At 65.1% G+C, this 15,955-nt stretch carries 10 protein-coding genes and 1 riboswitch; of the genes, 5 read left to right on the top strand and 5 right to left on the bottom strand.

Annotated features, from left to right (window positions below; all coding sequences use genetic code 11):
• Positions 1-14: 14 nt before the first annotated feature.
• Together G4G00_RS15605 and G4G00_RS15610 are read left to right on the top strand one after the other, a co-directional pair.
• A complete protein-coding gene (locus G4G00_RS15605; protein WP_164274890.1) occupies positions 15-2,162 on the top strand; it encodes a S46 family peptidase in 2,148 nt (715 codons plus the stop codon).
• Positions 2,163-2,297: 135 nt separating this feature from the next.
• Positions 2,298-5,753 (top strand): PAS domain-containing hybrid sensor histidine kinase/response regulator, encoded by a 3,456-nt coding sequence (locus G4G00_RS15610; protein ID WP_108754626.1) that lies wholly within the window; start codon positions 2,298-2,300, stop codon positions 5,751-5,753.
• An 87-nt stretch (positions 5,754-5,840) separates the two neighbouring features.
• Here the strand turns inward: G4G00_RS15610 and G4G00_RS15615 are convergent, their stop codons facing one another.
• The 3 genes from G4G00_RS15615 to acs all read right to left on the bottom strand — a co-directional run bounded on the left by G4G00_RS15615 (position 5,841) and on the right by acs (position 9,511).
• Positions 5,841-6,416 (bottom strand): manganese efflux pump MntP family protein, encoded by a 576-nt coding sequence (locus G4G00_RS15615; RefSeq protein WP_108754625.1) that lies wholly within the window; start codon positions 6,414-6,416, stop codon positions 5,841-5,843.
• A gap of 89 nt (positions 6,417-6,505) precedes the next feature.
• A riboswitch (yybP-ykoY riboswitch) is annotated at positions 6,506-6,595 on the bottom strand.
• A gap of 167 nt (positions 6,596-6,762) precedes the next feature.
• Positions 6,763-7,428 (bottom strand): response regulator transcription factor, encoded by a 666-nt coding sequence (locus tag G4G00_RS15620; RefSeq protein ID WP_006477308.1) that lies wholly within the window; start codon positions 7,426-7,428, stop codon positions 6,763-6,765.
• Between the two features lie 139 nt (positions 7,429-7,567).
• A complete protein-coding gene (gene acs, locus G4G00_RS15625; protein WP_108754624.1) occupies positions 7,568-9,511 on the bottom strand; it encodes an acetate--CoA ligase in 1,944 nt (647 codons plus the stop codon).
• A gap of 244 nt (positions 9,512-9,755) precedes the next feature.
• Between acs and G4G00_RS15630 the strand changes: the two genes are divergently transcribed.
• Together G4G00_RS15630 and G4G00_RS15635 are read left to right on the top strand one after the other, a co-directional pair.
• Positions 9,756-11,177 (top strand): DcaP family trimeric outer membrane transporter, encoded by a 1,422-nt coding sequence (locus G4G00_RS15630; RefSeq protein ID WP_108754623.1) that lies wholly within the window; start codon positions 9,756-9,758, stop codon positions 11,175-11,177.
• 145 nt (positions 11,178-11,322) lie between these two features.
• On the top strand, positions 11,323-12,987 hold the full coding sequence (locus G4G00_RS15635; protein WP_108754622.1) for an MFS transporter: 1,665 nt from the start codon (positions 11,323-11,325) through the stop codon (positions 12,985-12,987).
• A 157-nt stretch (positions 12,988-13,144) separates the two neighbouring features.
• Here the strand turns inward: G4G00_RS15635 and G4G00_RS15640 are convergent, their stop codons facing one another.
• Together G4G00_RS15640 and G4G00_RS15645 are read right to left on the bottom strand one after the other, a co-directional pair.
• Positions 13,145-13,783: a hypothetical protein gene (locus G4G00_RS15640; RefSeq protein ID WP_159094030.1), complete on the bottom strand. Its 639-nt coding sequence runs from the start codon at positions 13,781-13,783 to the stop codon at positions 13,145-13,147.
• 50 nt (positions 13,784-13,833) lie between these two features.
• Positions 13,834-14,679, bottom strand: a complete 846-nt coding sequence (locus tag G4G00_RS15645; RefSeq protein WP_159094029.1) for a hypothetical protein — start codon at positions 14,677-14,679, stop codon at positions 13,834-13,836.
• 570 nt (positions 14,680-15,249) lie between these two features.
• Between G4G00_RS15645 and G4G00_RS15650 the strand changes: the two genes are divergently transcribed.
• Positions 15,250-15,843 carry a hypothetical protein gene (locus G4G00_RS15650; RefSeq protein WP_159094028.1) on the top strand — a complete coding sequence of 198 codons (594 nt, stop codon included), beginning with the start codon at positions 15,250-15,252 and terminating at the stop codon, positions 15,841-15,843.
• Positions 15,844-15,955 lie beyond the last annotated feature (112 nt).

Below are 15,955 nucleotides of genomic sequence, written 5' to 3' on the forward strand. Positions count from 1 at the left end.
TTGCCGGAGTGCCGATGTCTGCCCGCAAAACCCTTCCTGCCGCCCTGGCCTTGGGCCTGACCCTGGCCGCCGGTGCCCACGCCGATGAAGGCATGTGGATGCCGACCCAGCTGCCCGACCTGGCCAAGCCGCTGCAGGCGGCCGGTTTCAAGGGCGATCCGGCCGACCTGGCCAACGTGACCGCGCCGCCGCTGAGCGCCGTGGTGCGTGCCGGCGGTGGCACCGGTTCGTTCGTGTCGGCCGATGGCCTGCTGCTGACCAACCACCACGTGGCGATGGGCGTGATCCAGTACAACAGCTCGCCCGAGCACAACCTGATCGACAACGGCTTCATCGCCCAGGGCCGCGCCGATGAGCGCCCGGCCAACCCGGATTTCCGCGTCCTGGTGACCGTCGGCTTCGACAAGGTGACCGACCAGGTGCTGGCCCAGGCCCGTGGCAAGACCGGCCGTGCGTACTTCGACGCGGTGGATGCGGCCAGCAAGCAGATCGTGGCCGAGTGCGAGAAGACCGGCAACGTGCGCTGCTCGGTGGCCAACATGTACTACGGCACCGATTTCTACCGCATCGCCCAGCTGGAACTGAGCGACGTGCGCCTGGTCTACGCGCCGCCGCGTGCGATCGGCAATTACGGCGATGAGATCGACAACTTCATGTGGCCGCGCCACACCGGCGATTTCACCCTGCTGCGTGCCTACGTGGGCAAGGACGGCAAGCCGGCCCCGTACAGCAAGGACAACGTGCCCTACCAGGCGCCGGCACACCTGCAGATGTCGCTGGAAGGCCCCAAGGAAGGCGACTACGCGATGCTGGCCGGCTACCCGGGCATCACCTACCGCCACCGCACGGCGGCCGAATTCGCTGGCCAGATCGACACCGTGCTGCCGCGCCGGGTATCGGTGTTCCAGCAGATGATCGACACGATCGAAGCGGCCACGGCCAAGGATGCGCAGGCGCGTACCCGCTACGCCTCGCAGCTTCAGTCGCTGAAGAACAACCGCAAGCGCGCCGCCGGCGAGCTGGAAGGCCTGCTGCGCAGCGACGCCAAGGCCCAGCGCGCCGCCGACGAGTCGGCCATGCTGGCCGCCACCGACCGCCGCTACCAGGGCGATATCAAGGCGCTGCTGACCAACCTGTCGCAGGGTGCGGCGGTGGGCGAGCGCGACCTGCTACTGGACCAGATGGCCCTGCAGACCCAGCTGCTGCGTTCGGCGCTGCTGCTGGAGCGCCTGCGCATTGAATCGGCCAAGCCCGATGCGCAGCGCGAGACCGGCTTCCAGCAGCGCGACCAGGCGATGATCGAGGGCGTGCTCAAGCAGGTGCAGCGCCGCTACGCACCCGAGGTCGAGAAGGCCCTGCTGGGCAGCCTGCTGACCCGCTACCAGCAGCTGCCGGACGCGCAGCGCGTGGCCGAGTTCGATACCGCCTTCGGGCGTACCCCCGAACAGCTGGCCAAGGCCCTGGATACCCTGTACGCCAGCACCCAGCTGGGTGACGAGGCACAGCGCCTGAGCCGCTTCGCCGCCGCCCGCGAAGGCAAGGCCCTTGCCGCCGACCCGCTGATTGCCGTGGCCGGACCGCTGGTGGCCGCGCAGCTGCGCATCGAGAACGAAAGCAAGACCCGCGAGGGCGAACAGCTGCGCCTGCGCCCGGCCTACATGCAGGCGCTGTTCGCCTGGCGTGCCAAGCAGGGCCGCGCCGTCTACCCCGATGCCAACCGCACCCTGCGCATCAGCTACGGCAAGGTCGAGGCGCTGCACCCGCGTGATGGCGTGACCTATTCGCCGGTGACCACCGTGGCCGGCATCGTCGAAAAGAACACCAACGCCTATCCCTTCGACGCGCCCAAGCCGCTGCTGGCGGCCATCGCCAAGGGCGATTTCGGCAGCACCGCCGACCCGGCGCTGAAGACCCAGACGGTCAACTTCCTGACCAACCTGGACACCACCGGCGGCAATTCCGGTTCGCCGGTGCTCAATGCCAAGGGCGAACTGATCGGCCTGAACTTCGACAGCAACTGGGAATCGGTCAGCGCCAGCTGGTGGTTCGACCCGCGCTACAAGCGTGCGGTGCACGTGGACATGCGCTACCTGCGCTGGCTGCTGGCCAAGGTCTACCCGGCGCCGGAGCTGCTGAAGGAAATGGGCGTGCCGGCCCAGTAAGAAGCCGGCCACGACCAACGGTCGCGGCCCGCACCGCGTAGTCCCCCACCTTGGTGGGGGTGGTTGCCCCCAACGAGCCCGTACACCTGGCCACGCCTGGCCTACACTGCGGGTTCCTCTGACGGAAACGCACGCGTGGTCTCCAGCTGGATCCTGCTGCTGGTCTCGGTTGCCTATGCCGCGCTGCTGTTCGGCGTGGCGTGGTGGGGTGACCGACGGCCCATGTATCCCGACCGCCCGTGGCTGCGGCCGGTGGTCTACAGCCTGGCGCTGGCCGTCTACTGTTCGTCGTGGACCTTCTACGGTGCCGTGGGCACCGCCGTGCGCAACGGCGTGGGTTACCTGCCGATCTACATCGGCCCGTTGCTGCTGCTGCTGTTCGGCTGGCGCATCATCGAGCGGCTGGCGCTGATCGCACGCAGCCAGAACGTGGTGTCCATCGCCGATTTCATCTCCTCGCGCTTCGGCCGCTCGCGGCGGCTGGCCGCGCTGGTGGCGATCATCGCCCTGATCGGCATCGTTCCGTACCTGGCCCTGCAGTACAAGGCCGTGGCCATGAGCCTGCAGGTGCTGACCGGCAACAGCGGGCCCACCGGCTTCTTCACCGACCCGGCGCTGTACGTGGCGCTGTTGATGGCCCTGTTCGCCACCCTGTTCGGTACCCGCCAGGTCGATGCCACCGAGCACCATCACGGCATGATGCTGGCCATTGCCTTTGAATCGGTCATCAAGCTGTGCGCGATGCTGGCGGTGGGCGTGTTCGCCTACCTGTGGCTGAGTGATCGCAGCGAGGCGGTGGTCGCTTCGGTGCATACGCTGTTCACCGGGTTGCCGCCGGTGGGCTTCATTTCGCAGACCCTGCTCAGTTTCCTGGCCATCATCTGCCTGCCGCGCCAGTTCCATGTAGCGGTGGTGGAGTGCGGCGACGTGCGCGACGTGCGCCGTGCGCGCTGGATGTTCGGCGGCTACCTGGTGCTGATCTCGGCCATGGTGCTGCCGATCGCTACCGCCGGCGTCAGCCTGTTCGGCACCGGCGGCAGCGTGGCCGACGATGCCATGGTGCTGGCCCTGCCGCTGGCCGAAGGGCGCAATGCGCTGGCCCTGATCGCCTACGTCGGCGGTTTCTCGGCGGCCACCGGCATGGTCATCGTCTCGTCCATCGCGCTGGCCACCATGGTCAGCAACGACCTGGTGATGCCGGTGCTGCTGCGCCGCAGTGGCGACCACCAGGAAGCGGCCGACGTGGCCTCGCGCGTGCTGTGGATCCGCCGTTTGGCGATCCTGCTGCTGGCGTTGATGGCGTACAGCTACTACCGCAGCAGCAGCAACGACAGCACCCTGGCGTCCTACGGCCTGATGGCGTTCGCAGCGGTGGCGCAGTTCGCGCCGGGGTTGATTGGCGGTCTGTACTGGCGTGGCGCCAGCCGCCGTGGCGTGGAAGCCGGCATGCTGCTGGGCTTTGCCACCTGGCTGTACACCCTGCTGCTGCCGGCGATGACCTTGGCCGGCTGGGTGGATGCGGCGTGGGTGCAGCACGGCCCGTTCGGTATCGACTGGCTGCGCCCGCAGCAGTTGTTCGGCATGACCGGCTGGGACCCGCTCACCCACGGCACGTTCTGGTCGCTGCTGGTGAACGCGGCGACGATGATGCTGGTGTCCGCGCGCTGGCGCCCCGGCGTGGACGAGCGCCTGCGTGCGGCCCCCTTCCTGGACCCCTACGCGGAACGGCCGTCGGTCGCCGGTGGCTGGCCCGGCCACGTGCACGTGGGCGACCTGCTGGCGCTGGCCGCGCGGGTGGTGGGCGAGCGCCATGCGCAGCGCTCGTTCTTCGAACAGGCGCAGTCGCTGGGTCGCGAACTGCAGTCCTCGGCACCGGCCGACCGGCCGTGGGTGCAGTTCACCGAACGTCTGCTGGCTGCATCCATCGGTGCCGCCTCCGCACGCCTGCTGCTGACCAGCCTGCTGCGTGGTTCGGGCATGGACCTGGGCGAAGTGGTGGCGGTGCTGGATGAAGCCGGGCAGGAGCTGCGCTTCAACCGCGAGATCCTGTCCACCACGCTGGAAAACATCAGCGCCGGCGTCAGCGTGGTCGACCCGGACATGCGCCTGACCGCCTGGAACCGCCGTTACCAGGACATGTTCGGCTATCCCGACGGCATGCTCTACGTCGGCCGCCCGGTCGCCGACCTGATCCGCTACAACGCCGAACGCGGCGAGCTGGGCGAAGGCGATATCGAAGTGCAGATCAACCGCCGCATCGGCTACATGCGCGCCGGTTCGCCGCACGTGTTCGAGCGCACCCGCAGCGATGGCAAGGTGATCGAGATGCGTGGCCAGGCGCTGCCCGGCGGCGGTTACGTGACCAGCTACAACGACATCACCGATTACAAGCACGCGGAAAAAGCGCTGCTGGAAGCCAACGAGACGCTGGAGCAGCGCGTGGCCGAGCGCTCGCATGAAGCCGAGGTGGCGCAGCAGTCGAAGACGCGCTTCCTGGCGGCGATCAGCCACGACGTGCTGCAGCCATTGAACGCGGCGCGCCTGTTCGCCTCGGCGCTGCGTGACAGCGACCACGTGAGCGATGAGCAGAAGCACCTGGCCGAACGCGTGGATGCGTCGCTGCGCGCGGCCGAAGAACTGCTGGATGGCCTGCTGGACGTGTCGCGGCTGGATGCCGGTGGCCTGCACCCGGTCATCGGCGAGTTCGACGTGAGCGCGCTGATGCGCGAGCTGGCCGCGCAGTACACCCCGGTGGCTGCGGGCCGTGGCCTGCGCCTGGACCTGTTCGCGCGCACCACCTGGGTGCGCAGCGACCGTCGCCTGCTGCGGCGCGTGCTGCAGAACTTCCTGGCCAATGCCCTGCGCTACACCCGCCAGGGCCGCATCGTGCTGGCCGTGCGCCAGCGCGGCGACGAAGTGGAACTGCAGGTGTGGGATACCGGACCAGGTATTCCCGAGCACCACATGCGGCAGATCTTCGACGAATTCCACCGCTACCAGCAGCCCTTCGACTGGGGCGAACAGGGGCTGGGCCTGGGCCTGTCGATCTGCCAGCGCATCTCGCGCCTGCTGGACCACCGTTTGAACGCCCGCAGCCGGGTCGGCAGTGGCTCGATGTTCTCGATCATCCTGCCGCGGGTGGCACCGTTGCCGGGCTACACCGAGCCGGCCGCTGTCGTGGCTGCAGCCGCACCGGCGGTGCGCAGCGATTCGCTGGCCGGCCTGCGCGTGCTGTGCGTGGACAACGATGAGGAGATCCTGGACGGCATGCGCGCGCTGCTGGGCCGTTGGCAGGTGCAGGTGATCACCGCCTCCACCGTGGACCAGGCACTGGAACGGATTGCCGAGCGACCGCAGGTGATGCTGGTGGATTACCACCTGCATGACCGCATGGATGGCCTGGATGCGCTGGTGGCGCTGCGCGAGGCCGCGGGCTACCCGCTGCCGGGCGCATTGCTGACCGCCGATGGTCGTGACGAATTGAAGCGGATGGCGCGCGAACGCGGCTACCGCGTGCTGACCAAGCCGATCAAGCCCGCCTCGCTGCGCGCCTTCCTGGGCGCATTGCGCGACGCAGGAACGTCACCGTAGATCCACGCCATGCGTGGATCCGGTAGGTGCCAACCTTGGTTGGCACGATGCGGGATTGCATGCCCGGCAGCCACGGTAACCAACCCGTCACGCGGCGCCGTGCAGGTGCTCGTACAGGATCGTCGAACCGATGATGATCAGGATCACGCCCCCGATGATCTCGGCGCGCTTGCCGACCATGCTGCCCAGCACACGGCCGAGCATGATGCCGGCGGTGACCATGGTCAGCGTGCACAGGCCGATCACGGCCGCCATCACGCCGATATGCACGTCCATGAAGGCCAGGCCGATGCCCACGGCCATCGCGTCGATGCTGGTGGCGAAACCGGTCAGTGCCAGCTTCCAGAAACCGTGATGCTGCGAGGGGTCTTCCTCTTCTTCACCGCTGTCCGGGCGCACGCCGTTGTAGATCATATGGATGCCGAGTGCGGCCAGCAGGCCGAACGCGATCCAGTGGTCGAAGGCTTCCACGTACTGCAGGGCGGCGCGGCCGAGCAGCCAGCCGATGATGGGCGTGATCGCCTCGATGACACCGAAGATGATGCCGGCGCGTAGTGCATCGCGGAACACCGGCTTGCGCATGGCCGCACCCTTGCCGATCGCCGCAGCGAAGGCATCGGTGGACATGGCAAAGCCGATCAGGAGGATCGAAACAGGAGACATGGGCGGCAACCGAAGGTCGGGCAAGGACGGACGCACGGCTCGCGTTCGCGCCCAACCTGAGATTGCGCACGCGGGCCGCTGGTCTCGCCAACCATCATGGTTGTCCACGCCACGGCGCACTGGCCGAGTATGTTGACGTGGACGATTCCTGCGAAGGAATCCGGCTACTCCCCAAGGGGACGCGAAGCTTAGCACCGCGATCCGCGCGTGGCGCATTTCCAGGCAAACGCGCAGGCAGGGCTGGTTTGTATAGCGAAGGCTATATCGAGGCGAAGCAGAAGCGTGCCAAGCAAGCTTGGCACCCACCAAGGTGGTCAAGGTAGCGCCGGGCCATGCCCGGCGAGGGTCAGTCTTCTTCCGGCGGCAGCACGATGGCGTCGTCGTCGATGGCCAGCTTGCCGGCCATCAGCACGGCCTGGGTGCGGTTGGTCACCCCCAGCTTGCGCAGGATCGCGGTCACGTGCGCCTTGATGGTCGCTTCGGAAACATTGAGGTCGTAGGCGATCTGCTTGTTCAAGCGACCGGCGCCGAGCATCTGCAGCACGCGGAACTGCTGCGGGGTCAGCTCGCGCAGGCGCTGGCCGACTTCGCGTTCCTCGCTGCCAGTGGGCGGCACGTTGTGCGCTTCCGGCGGCGCCCAGGTTTCGCCATCCAGGATGGTGCCCAGCGCATGGCCGATGGTGTCCGAGTCGGCCGACTTGGGAATGAAGCCCAGCGCGCCGTGGTCCAGCGCTCGGCGCATTACCGTGGCTTCTTCGCGCGCAGAGACCACCACCACCGGCAGGTGCGGGTGCAGCGACCGCATGTGTACGAGCGCATTGAAGCCCTGCGCACCGGGCATGTTCAGGTCCATCAGGACCAGGTCGGCATCGTTGTGCTGGTCGGCCAGCGCGTACAGCGCTTCCACGCTGTCGGCCTCGAACAACTGCACGCCGGGGATGACCCGCTGCACCGCCCCGCGCAGGGCTTCGCGGAACAGGGGGTGGTCATCGGCAATCAGAAGGGTGGTCATGGTCGGGGGGAACCGTGGGGGAAACTGTTCGGGGTCAGATCCCGTTCCGTCAGGGACGGGCTCTGACCCCGTGGAGGCCGGAATCTGCTGGGGTCAGAGCCCTTTCCTTGCGGAAAGGGATCCGACCCCGGGTGATGCATCAGCGCACCTTGCGCTCGTCCACCAGCGAGGCCACGACCGACGGATCGGCCAGGGTCGAGGTGTCGCCAAGCTGGTCAGGTGCATTCTCGGCGATCTTGCGCAGGATACGGCGCATGATCTTGCCCGAGCGCGTCTTCGGCAGGCCCGGCGCCCACTGCAGGTGGTCCGGCGTAGCGATGGGGCCGATTTCCTTGCGCACCCAGGCGACCAGCTCTTTCTGCAGCTCGTCGCTGGGGGCCTCTTCGGCCACCAGGGTCACATAGGCATAGATACCCTGGCCCTTCACGTCGTGCGGGAAGCCGACCACGGCCGCCTCGGCCACCTTCGGGTGCGAGACCAGCGCGCTTTCCACTTCGGCGGTGCCGATGCGATGGCCGGACACGTTGATCACATCGTCCACGCGGCCGGTGATCCAGTAGTAGCCGTCCTCGTCGCGGCGGCAGCCGTCGCCGGTGAAATAGCTGCCCGGATAGGTGCGGAAATACGTATCGATGAAGCGCTGGTGGTCGCCATACACCGTGCGCATCTGGCCCGGCCAGGAATCACGGATGATCAGGTTGCCCTCGGTCGGGCCGTCCTGGATCTCGCCATCGGCATTGACCAGCGCCGGCTGTACGCCGAAGAAGGGCAGGGTGGCCGAACCCGGCTTCAGATCCATCGCGCCGGCCAGCGGCGAAATCAGGATGCCGCCGGTTTCGGTCTGCCACCAGGTATCGACGATCGGGCAACGGCTGTCACCCACCACCTCGTAGTACCAGCGCCAGGCTTCCGGATTGATCGGTTCGCCAACACTGCCAAGCAGGCGCAGCGAGGCGCGCGAGGTCTTCTTCACCGGCTCCTCGCCCTCGCGCATCAGCGCACGGATGGCGGTGGGGGCGGTGTAGAAGATCGACACCTTGTGCTTGTCGATCACGTTCCAGAAGCGCGAGGTGTCCGGGTAGTTCGGCACGCCTTCGAACATCAGCGAGGTTGCGCCGTTGGCCAGCGGGCCGTACACGATGTAGCTGTGGCCGGTGACCCAGCCGACGTCGGCGGTGCACCAGTAGATGTCGTCCTCGCGCAGGTCGAACACCGCTTCATGGGTGTAGGCCGCGTACAGCAGGTAGCCGCCGGTGGTGTGCAGCACGCCCTTGGGCTTGCCGGTGGAACCGGAGGTGTAAAGGATGAACAGCGGATCTTCCGCGTTCATGCGCTCCGGTTCGCAGGTGGACGGCTGGCTGTCCACCACGTCATGGAACCAGCGGTCGCGCGGGGCCTGCATGTCCACCGCACCGCCGGTGTGGCGCACCACCAGCACGGTTTCCACCGTGTTGGTGCCCGGCAGCTTCAGCGCGGCATCCACGTTGGCCTTCAGCGGTACCTTGCGGCCGCCGCGCAGGCCTTCGTCGGCGGTGATGATCAGCTTGCTCTGGCAATCGCTCACCCGGTCGGCAATCGAGTTCGGGGCGAAGCCACCGAACACCACCGAGTGGATCGCACCGATGCGCGCGCACGCCAGCATGGCCACCGCAGCATCGACGATCATCGGCAGGTAGATGGTGACCCGGTCACCCTTCTTGACGCCCAGGTTGCGCAGCGCATTGCCCAGGCGGCAGGTGCGCTCGTACAGCTCGCGATAGGTCACGTGCTGGGCCGGTGCATCCGGGCTGTCCGGCTCGAACAGCAACGCGGTCTTGTCGCCGCGCGTTTCGAGCTGGCGATCCAGGCAGTTCACGCTGGCGTTGAGCTCGCCATCTTCGAACCACTTGATGTGGAAATCCGCCAGGTCGTAGCTGACGTTGCGGATCTTGGTCGGCGCACGCATCCAGTCCAGCCGCTGCGCGGCCTTCCCCCAGAAGGCATCCGGATCGGACACCGACGCCTGGTACTGCTGTTCGTAGGACTTCTTGTCGATGCGTGCCTTGGCGGCGAACTGCGGATCGACGGGGTAGATATCAGCCATGGCACCCTCACTTGCACGTTGACTTTTCATGTGCGTCCGCAGCATCGCAGCGGCCGTTCCCCCTCAGTTTGCCCCATCCACCCCCGCCCGCGTTATCGCCGCGCTTAGACCTTGGTCGAAAGACCGGCCCGTAGCAGCCCGGCTTCGACCAATGGCGAATACCGCTATACATAAACCGCCCGCAGTCTCGGCTCGACCGTGCCCCACGCGCGGCATCACCTTGCCACTTGGGAGAGAGGGCAACATGAGCCACCGTACGTTGAAAGCCGTGCGCAAACCTTTGGCGGCCTGCTTGCTGGTTGCCCTGGTCGCACCGGGCATGGCGTTTGCAGAAACCGCCAAAGAGAAGGCACTGGAAGCGCGCGTTGCCGAGCTGGAACGCCAGGTCCAGGCGCTGCTGTCGTCGCAGCAGCAGCAACAGACCCAGATCGTGCAGACCCAGCAGGCGGTCACCGAAGTCCGCACCGTGCAGGCCGAGCAGAAGCCGGCCGTGCCGGCGGGCAAGCAGCCGATCCAGGTCACCACCATCACCCCCGGCGCGGCGCCGGGCACCACGGTCAAGATCGGCGGCTTCATCAAGGCCGACTTCCTGGCCACCCAGACCGGCGATGGCCAGTTGGCCGACGATGCCACCGGCCGCGCGCTGTACCTGCCGGGCCAGACCCCGGTGGCCGGCGCCGGCGGCAGCGGCAAGCGCTCGGACGTGGACTACAACGCCCACGCCAAGTTCTCGCGCTTCAACATCGGCATCGACAACGTCAGCGAATCGGGCAACAAGTCCGGCGCGCTGTTCGAGATGGATTTCTTCGGCAACTCGCTGGGCAACCAGACCGCCACCAACACCTACGGCGTGACCCTGCGCCATGCGTACATGTACTGGAACAACTGGCTGGCCGGCCAGACCTGGTCCAACTTCATGGACGCCGCAGCGCTGCCTGAAGCGGTCGATTTCGTCGGTCCCACCGACGGTGTGATCTTCGTGAGGCAGGCGCAGGTGCGTTACACCAACGGCGGCTTCAGCGTGGCGCTGGAAAACCCGGAAACCACCACCCTGACCGGCACCCGCAACCCGGTGACCGGGGCCTGGACCAACGCCAGCGCCAACTCCGACCGCGGCAGCCTGCCCGATCTGACCCTGCGCTATGGCTGGAAGGGCGACTGGGGCACCTTCGGCGTGGGTGGCATCGTGCGCCAGTTGAAGGTCGACAACCAGGCCACCGGGGCCAAGGCAGACAAGGTGGGCGGCGGCCTGACCGTGGGCGGCAAGTGGGTGATGGGCGGCAACGATTCGCTGCATTACCAGCTGACCGGTGGTGAAGGCATTGCCCGTTACATCGGTCTGGGTGTGACCGCCGATACCGCTTACGACGTGGCACGTGACGAACTGAACCCGACCGGCGTGCTTGCCGGCTACGTGGGCTGGCGGCATGCGTTCACCCCGAAGCTGCGCACCAACCTGATCTACGCGCGCAGTGACTACGACAACGATGGCAGCCTGGGCCCGCTGGTGACCAAGAGCGTGCAGAGCATCCGCGGCAACATCTTCTACACGCCGATGCCCAAGGTCGATATCGGTGCCGAGTACATGTACGGCGTGCGCGAGATCGAAGACGGGCGCAAGGGCGATATCAACCGCGTGCAGTTCACCACGAAATACAGCTTCTAACAGCGTGCCGACCAAGGTCGGCACCTACCGAGATTGGGGGCCGACCAAGGTCGGCACCTACCAGAAAACGGTGCCGACCTTGGTTGGCACGTACCGAGATTGAGTGCCGACCCTCGGTCGGCACCTACAAAGGGGAAAACGTCTCATGTCCAGTACACCCAGCACCGCGCATAACGCCGCGGGCAGCCTGACCAAAGGCCACAAGAAGGTCATCTTCGCATCGAGCCTCGGCACGGTCTTCGAGTGGTATGACTTCTTCCTGTACGGCTCCCTGGCCGCGATCATCGCCAAGCAGTTCTTCAGTGGTGTGAATGAAACCACCGGCATGATCTTCGCCCTGCTGGCCTTCGCCGCCGGCTTCTTCGTGCGACCGTTCGGCGCGGCCTTCTTCGGCAGCCTCGGCGACCGCATCGGCCGCAAGTACACCTTCCTGGTCACCATCCTGATCATGGGCATCTCGACCTTCCTGGTCGGCGTGCTGCCCAACTACGCCTCGATCGGCTTCGCCGCACCGGTGATCCTGATCATCCTGCGCCTGGCCCAGGGCCTGGCCATGGGCGGTGAATACGGCGGTGCCGCCACCTACGTGGCCGAGCACGCGCCGGACGACAAGCGCGGCCTGTACACCAGCTTCATCCAGTGCACCGCCACGCTGGGTCTGTTCATGTCGCTGCTGATCATCCTGGCCTGCCGCTACTTCCTGGGCAACGAAGCCTTCGAAGCCTGGGGCTGGCGCATTCCGTTCCTGGTGTCGATCCTGCTGCTGGGCGTTTCGGTGTGGATCCGCCTGCAGCTGAGCGAATCGCCGCTGTTCCAGCAGATGAAGTCCGAAGGCAAGGGTTCCAAGACCCCGTTCCGTGACAGCCTGAAGGGCGGCAACCTGAAGCTGATGCTGCTGGTGCTGCTGGGTGCCGCGGCCGGCCAGGCCGTGGTCTGGTACGGCGGCCAGTTCTACGCGCTGTTCTTCCTGAGCAGCATGCTGAAGGTCGATGCCACCACCTCTTACCTGCTGATTGCCGCCGCGCTGGCGCTGGGCGTGCCGTTCTTCATCTTCTTCGGCTGGCTGTCCGACCGTATCGGCCGCAAGAAGATCATCCTGGCCGGCTGCCTGCTGGCCGCCGTCACCTACATCCCGATCTTCAAGGGCCTGACCCACTTCGCCAACCCGGCCATCGAAGAAGCCCGCAGCAGCTCGCCGGCCCTGGTGGTTGCCGATCCCAACACCTGCTCGTTCCAGTTCGATCCGGTCGGCCTGCGCAAGTTCACCAGCTCCTGCGACGTGGCCACCGCCGCGCTGACCAAGGCGGGCGTGCCCTACGACGTGCAGCCCGCCGCAGCCGGTTCGCTGGCCATGGTGAACGTGGGCACGGCCAGCGTGACCTCGTATGAGGCCGCCGGCCTGACCAAGGAAGAAGGCAAGGCCAAGGCCGATGCCTTCGGTGCCGAACTGAAGGGCGCGCTGACCACCGCCGGCTACCCGGCCAAGGCCGATGGTTCGCGCATCAACTACGCCGGCACGATCTTCATGCTGTGGCTGCTGGTGCTGTACGTGACCATGGTCTACGGCCCGATCGCCGCCTACCTGGTGGAACTGTTCCCGACCCGCATCCGCTACACCTCGATGTCGCTGCCGTACCACATCGGCAACGGCTGGTTCGGTGGCTTCCTGCCGGCCATTTCGTTCGCACTGGTGGCCGGTACCGGCAACCTGTACTACGGCCTGTGGTACCCCATCATCATCGCGCTGATGTCGGTGGTGATCGGCGGCCTGTTCCTGCGGGAGACCAAGGACGTGGATATCACCAAGTAAGCATGATGTTCATCGGATGAAGGAAAGGCCGTGGTGCAGACCGCGGCCTTTCTGTTTGTGGGAATGCGGCTGGGGTAGAGTCGACCGTTGGTCGACTGCTCTTGGCGGTACCGCTGAAAACCCCGCGCTGCGCGCGACAGTCGACTGACAGTCGACTCTACCCCCCATACAGCGCGTCTCTCTCCAAAGGCGTGACCTCAAATGTCCCTGCATCGATCAGCTTCCTGTAGTGGTGCCAGTTGCCTGGTCCTGGCGGGTCACAGCGAAGCAGATTGTCGAGGGAGCCATCCGGTGCATCCGAGGAACTCAGGCGGCCTGAGGCATAGTCCTCTGCGGTAGGGCGCCCATCCGCAAGGGTCAGGTCAGGAGGGGCAGGAGATACCCAGGCGCCAGCGTCATTGAATTGCCCTCCACAGAATTGCCCGGTCTGTCGCGCCAGCAGGCAGCCGCTTTGTGTGTCGATGAAACCGCAATACTGCCTTTCATGCAGAGAACCGCGCCCATCCGGCATGCCAACCTCTCCGGATTCCACATCAGAGACGAGCACATACCGGCCGTCAGGAGACGTCGCCGGATCGGGGTCGTACTCGAACAGGAAGTAAGAGCGCTCGCCCAGTGTCATGCGGCGCACCAGCTTGCCGTGCTTCATCACTGACACGTTCCGGTAGCGACCGTTCTGCTCACCGTCGTATCGGAGTGTGATGTTGCTGCCAGCGTTTACCGATTTTCCGCCGTCAGCCTTCGCATCCTCTGTTGAAGCCAGTGTTGCGAGCACTGCCAAGATCAAGCTCAACAAGTTCATTCTCCAGGAAACCGTCATTTGCAGGCGCGAGCATGCGATGGGTATCAGGGGTTTGTGATGGCCATTTCGGGGCACTCACCTTCCTCCGCCAGCTTTCGCCTCGAGAACTCCTTGAGGCAGAACAAGCGCTGTTCACTCCCATCGCCTGCCTGCCCGATCTCTCTACGCAACTGGTCGGCTCCTGGGCAGCGCGCAGCGCGAGCGACAACGAGGTTGCACACAGGAACAAACGGGAAGTGCCCGCCAGGGCGTGGCATGTCCAGTCTCACGTCCCAGGCCTCGAACGGGAATAGCACATGTAACAAGCCATCCACCGCCTCATCCTCGCTTGGTCGAGTGATGGCGACATCCGCCGCATCCTTGAGCAATGTCGCATAAGCGTCGAGGAAGCGACGGCCGTGCCGATCATGTTCCGCCGGTGTTTCTGCCTGCCGCAGGTCTGCGTAGTAGGGAAATATGCGCTCTACATCAGGTACGTTGCAGATGACTTCGCGTGGCTGCGACTGCGTAGTGTCTGGGCTTTCTGGCTTGCATGAGGTGCGATTCAGTCGCTGCTCTAACGTGGCCAGCACCCGCTTGATGGAGGCGCCGGAGGGGGACTCACCGTCCAACTCGCCCACAAGCGAAGCAAGGTTGTCGCCCACCATCGGGAAATACTCGCGCTCTGCATCCAGCGCGAAATGGGCATTGGGCGGCAGAGGTGCATTCGACGCTGAAGACAGAGACAGCACTGCGGCCATCGCTAGCGCCACCATCATCTCGCGAACTTCAGGTTGCTGGTCAAGTCGGATTGCATGCGCTGGAAGCCACTGTACAGATTGTGCAACGTTGAATGATTCCTGCGTTCCAAGAAAGATCGCGGAGCCAGCCAAAAATGCAGAAACCTGCACATCATCTCGATGACCATGGCAGGCGGGTGCTCACCTTGAGGGACGTAAAGCTGATCGGCAATGAAACAAGTACGAAGCTGCAGGCTTCCCTGTATGAGGCCGCGAGTTGACGCAATTGGCAAGGAGTACGAGGGAAATCCTGGTTGAATCCGACAATGCGTGGCGCGAACTGCCCTGGGCCGGACGAAGCGTCCACACGCCGAATAGTATGAAGAAGCGATCCCACCAGAGTAGATAATGTTCGGCTTTCTTCTAGTTGCGGTGTCCGTTGTGGTGGCGGACACACCCGCACCCCCCGCGAAGCGTGCAGAAGCCGATAGGGTGACTGGCGTGCGAGAAGGTATGGAGTACACACAGGTACGCAGGATGCTGCTTGATGCAGGATGGGTACCGCTGCACGCAGATGACCTTCGTCCTTGGCCGGCTTATCCGGACTATCCGGAGGTTGCTTGTGGCTCCGGGTGGCAAGCTACCTGCTCAGCATTCTATTTCCGCGGTGATTACTACTTTGGGGTGGGACTGAACCCCTTGGAGTCACGGCGTCATCTGCCCGTAGAGTGGACATGGAGGATGCAGGATCCGGCCGGATTAGCCAGCGACCGCCAGGTTGTGAAGGCGGTCATCAGCTCAAAGCGTCAGGGCAACGTTCAGATCGAAAAAAGATCACCCCTGATCAAAGCGGCGTGCGGAACGAACAAGGTCTGGCTGTCCTGGAACAACGCAGCACCAAACGTAACACTGGTAACCTGCGACTACGGCGGTACGGCGCATGACAATTGGGGTTGGTTGATCGAGACGGGACTGGAGGACGATGAGGCGCGGGTACGCCGCTTCTCTCTGGGCAAGGTGTCCAGCGTCGCGGAGTTCAAGCGGATTGGCGCACAGGTGCCGGATACTTTTACCTCGCATCCTTGGTGCTCAGGCGACAAGCCGAAGATGCCATTGAATGCGGTATTTGCAACGTTGGTGAAGATACCCAGTCACAGTGGAGATGCACCGTATTGCTTCATGCCCCATTTTTTCACGGGAAAAACGGGTACTCCTTTGCAGAGGATTCCGGCGGCGGACGAAGTATCGCCGGACGTTCCGTGGGCAGAGGCAGGTCCGATCGCGAGAGAGGTCGAGCTCCTGCGTGATTGGCGGCTGGAGTCTGTGCCTGAGTAGGGAACGAAGAAGAGTCCACGGTTCGAACCATCGCCTTTCTGCTTGAGGGAGTGGTAGAAGCGAAGCGGGGTAGAGTCGACTATCGTGCGTAGCGCGGGGGTAATCAGATATA

It is taken from the genome of Stenotrophomonas sp. B1-1 (genome assembly GCF_010894375.1).
In the GTDB taxonomy this organism is placed as follows: domain Bacteria; phylum Pseudomonadota; class Gammaproteobacteria; order Xanthomonadales; family Xanthomonadaceae; genus Stenotrophomonas.

Coding starts and splice junctions, on each gene's coding strand:
- G4G00_RS15630 (WP_108754623.1), top strand. CDS start 9,756: ATGAGCCACCGTACGTTGAAAGCCGTGCGCAAACCTTTGGCGGCCTGC.
- G4G00_RS15615 (WP_108754625.1), bottom strand. CDS start 6,416: ATGTCTCCTGTTTCGATCCTCCTGATCGGCTTTGCCATGTCCACCGAT.
- acs (WP_108754624.1), bottom strand. CDS start 9,511: ATGGCTGATATCTACCCCGTCGATCCGCAGTTCGCCGCCAAGGCACGC.
- G4G00_RS15635 (WP_108754622.1), top strand. CDS start 11,323: ATGTCCAGTACACCCAGCACCGCGCATAACGCCGCGGGCAGCCTGACC.
- G4G00_RS15620 (WP_006477308.1), bottom strand. CDS start 7,428: ATGACCACCCTTCTGATTGCCGATGACCACCCCCTGTTCCGCGAAGCC.
- G4G00_RS15650 (WP_159094028.1), top strand. CDS start 15,250: ATGCAGGATCCGGCCGGATTAGCCAGCGACCGCCAGGTTGTGAAGGCG.
- G4G00_RS15605 (WP_164274890.1), top strand. CDS start 15: ATGTCTGCCCGCAAAACCCTTCCTGCCGCCCTGGCCTTGGGCCTGACC.